At 61.6% G+C, this 2,542-nt stretch carries 4 protein-coding genes; all 4 read left to right on the top strand.

The window, feature by feature from the left end; genetic code table 11:
* Positions 1 to 304: hypothetical protein (locus AD72_RS37365; RefSeq protein WP_031470616.1), on the top strand; the 304-nt coding region annotated here is incomplete at its 5' end.
* Positions 301 to 1,083 carry a phosphotransferase gene (locus AD72_RS33225; protein WP_031470615.1) on the top strand — a complete coding sequence of 261 codons (783 nt, stop codon included), beginning with the start codon at positions 301 to 303 and terminating at the stop codon, positions 1,081 to 1,083. The genes AD72_RS37365 and AD72_RS33225, both read left to right, overlap by 4 nt.
* Positions 1,084 to 1,091: 8 nt before the next feature.
* Positions 1,092 to 1,754 (top strand): histidine phosphatase family protein, encoded by a 663-nt coding sequence (locus AD72_RS35305; RefSeq protein WP_031470614.1) that lies wholly within the window; start codon positions 1,092 to 1,094, stop codon positions 1,752 to 1,754.
* A partial coding sequence (locus AD72_RS33215) for a phosphotransferase (RefSeq protein WP_051899294.1) occupies positions 1,751 to 2,542 on the top strand: 792 nt, incomplete at its 3' end. The genes AD72_RS35305 and AD72_RS33215, both read left to right, overlap by 4 nt.

Below are 2,542 nucleotides of genomic sequence, written 5' to 3'. Positions count from 1 at the left end.
CCTGATCTTGCAGCAGACCCATCCCGATGTCGACCACCGTCCGTCGCTATACGACGCGTTCCACAGCGGCAATGCCGAGACCTGGACCAGCCAGCATCTGCAGGTCGAAACCGTGATGCATCACCAGCATCGATTCCATTTCACTGATGCGATGCACGCCGCTCGATACCTGGTCACCAATCCGAAGTACCAGCTGTCCGGATACAACACGCCGACATTGGCCAAACACCTAGACACCGTGCTACACGGGCGCGGGGTATCCACCGACTCGACCATCACGTATATCGTTGCTACCCCGTCATGAGCATCCGAACGTTCCGCAAACAGTTCTGCAGTCCCACATCTGCCGACACTGCCGTGGCCCATCACCGGTGGTTGACCGATTTAGGTTCCGGGGTCTTCTTTCCGGCGATCGTGCAATGCACGGGGTCCACAGTCGAGTTCGAGCATATCCCCGGGCCCACGGCCAGCACCGACGATATGCCCCTCGTTGCGCGGACACTGGGCAGGTTGCACCGCGCTGCCCGCGATCGTGGACTTCGCTGCGTGGATGCCAACCAGCCATTTCCGCTCGGCACCGGTCGGACGCTTGCGGGATTCGCCGAACCGCGTCGTGGACGCTTGCTCGTGGCATTGTCGACGGTGCGCAGTCCGCTCTCCGTCCAGCTGGTCGATGCCTGGCTTGAACGGGCGAGCGTCCTACCCACGGCGCTCTACAAGGACGCTAACCCACGCAACGTCATTCTCTCTCGCAGTTACGGGCCGGTGCTGATTGATTTTGACACGCTCACGCTTGCGCCTGTCGGGTATGACCTCGCCAAGTTGGTCGTTACCACGTCAATGACCTTCGGTGCGCTCTCTCAAGAGCACATCCTCATGGCACTGCACGCCTACACAAAGGGTCTCGGAGTAGAACCGGAAGTTTGCCCCTTGGAGCACCTTCAGATCTGGGCGGAGTTTCATCACCTGCTGACCAGCCCGTGGCTTGGTGAACACTACTGCTTCGACTGGACAGAGGTGCGGCCCTGGACTGCAGATGAAGTCGCCACCGCGGCGCACGCTCCAACGCCGATAAGGAGCTGAGCACGACAATGTCAGTCACGACGGAGCTGTTACTGGTCAGACATGGCGAAGCACACTGCAACGTCAGTGGCCGCGTCGGCGGCGAAGGAACCTGTACCGGACTAACCGAACACGGACGCGGTCAGGTCAGTCGTTTGGCCCACCGTTTGCGCCGAGAACACGCCACGACCCCGATCAACGCGCTCTACACCAGCCCTCGTCGCCGCACCCTCGAGACCGCATCCCTCCTTTCCGAAGAGCTCGGCCTCGAACCTCATGTGATGCCCGCACTGCGGGGGCTCGACCACGGCGAAGCCGACGGACGTCCCTGGAGCACCATCAAGACCCGATTCGGCGGACGCCCCCAGCGTTATCCGAACAAAGCGATCGCTCCCGGCGCGGAGAGCTGGAATACCTACCTCGACCGTTGTCGCGCGACATTGCAGAGGATCCTCGAAGCTCACATCGGCGAGCGTGTCCTAATCGCCGCACACGGCGAGACCATCGAAGCCAGTTTCACCCTCTTCTATCGCCTGGCTCTGGACGGACAAGAACACCCAGGGCAGGTGACCAGCCATGCCTGTCTAACTCGATGGCAGTACCACCGCAACCGCTTCGACCATGGCGTGTGGATGCTCGCGGGCCACAACGACACCCGACACCTCGAACCGCAGGGCGAGGAGGGCCGATGACCCCGGACTGCAACCCCATCACCGAGCTGCGACTTGTTGCCGAAGCCGAATTGCAGACCGAGGTCACAATCACCACCCCGACGTTGGAACATGCCACCGGTACACTCGCCCGATTCCACACGTCCGATGCCGAGATCATTGCGAAAGTCCATCGCACGCCGACATTGCACAAGCGCGAAGTCCACGCATATCGAACCTGGACCACGCACCTTGAGGACGCCGCACCACGTCTCATTGCCGTCGCGCCAAACGTCCCCGGAATCGTCATCACCGGCGTTCCCGGACAACCACTGGACAGTTGCTCCCTCGAGGCATCCGAGGAACGCCAAGCACACCGTTCCGCAGGCATTGTCCTGCGTAAGCTCCATCACCTGCCTGTCCGTGCTGAGGCCACGGACATCGCGCAGTACCTCGCCAGTCGCGGCGAATACTGGCTAGGCAACCTCACCAGCTACTTATCTCGCCGTGACACCGACCTAGTTCGGGTTCACCTTCACCAGCTTTCCAAGATCAGCGATGCCCGGATCGCCCCCTGCCATCTCGACTTCCAGCCGCGCAACCTGATCTGGCACACCAATCATGGCCTGCGAATCATCGATTTCGAAAATAGCCGCGAAGACCTCGCTGCCCGCGACCTCGCCCGGCTCGCTACCCGCATCTGGCCACACCGGCCCGACCTCAGGACCGCATTCTTGGACGGTTACGGCCCACTCGACGCCGCTGACACCGACGTCCTGACTCACGTCACCGCGCTAGAAGCCGTCACCAGTCTTGGACTTCCCCTGAAA

The organism is Sciscionella sediminilitoris (assembly GCF_000737195.2).
GTDB lineage: Bacteria > Actinomycetota > Actinomycetes > Mycobacteriales > Pseudonocardiaceae > Sciscionella > Sciscionella sediminilitoris.
Note: the sequence above shows the minus strand (reverse complement) of the source record. Positions and strands in the feature narration are given on the sequence as shown.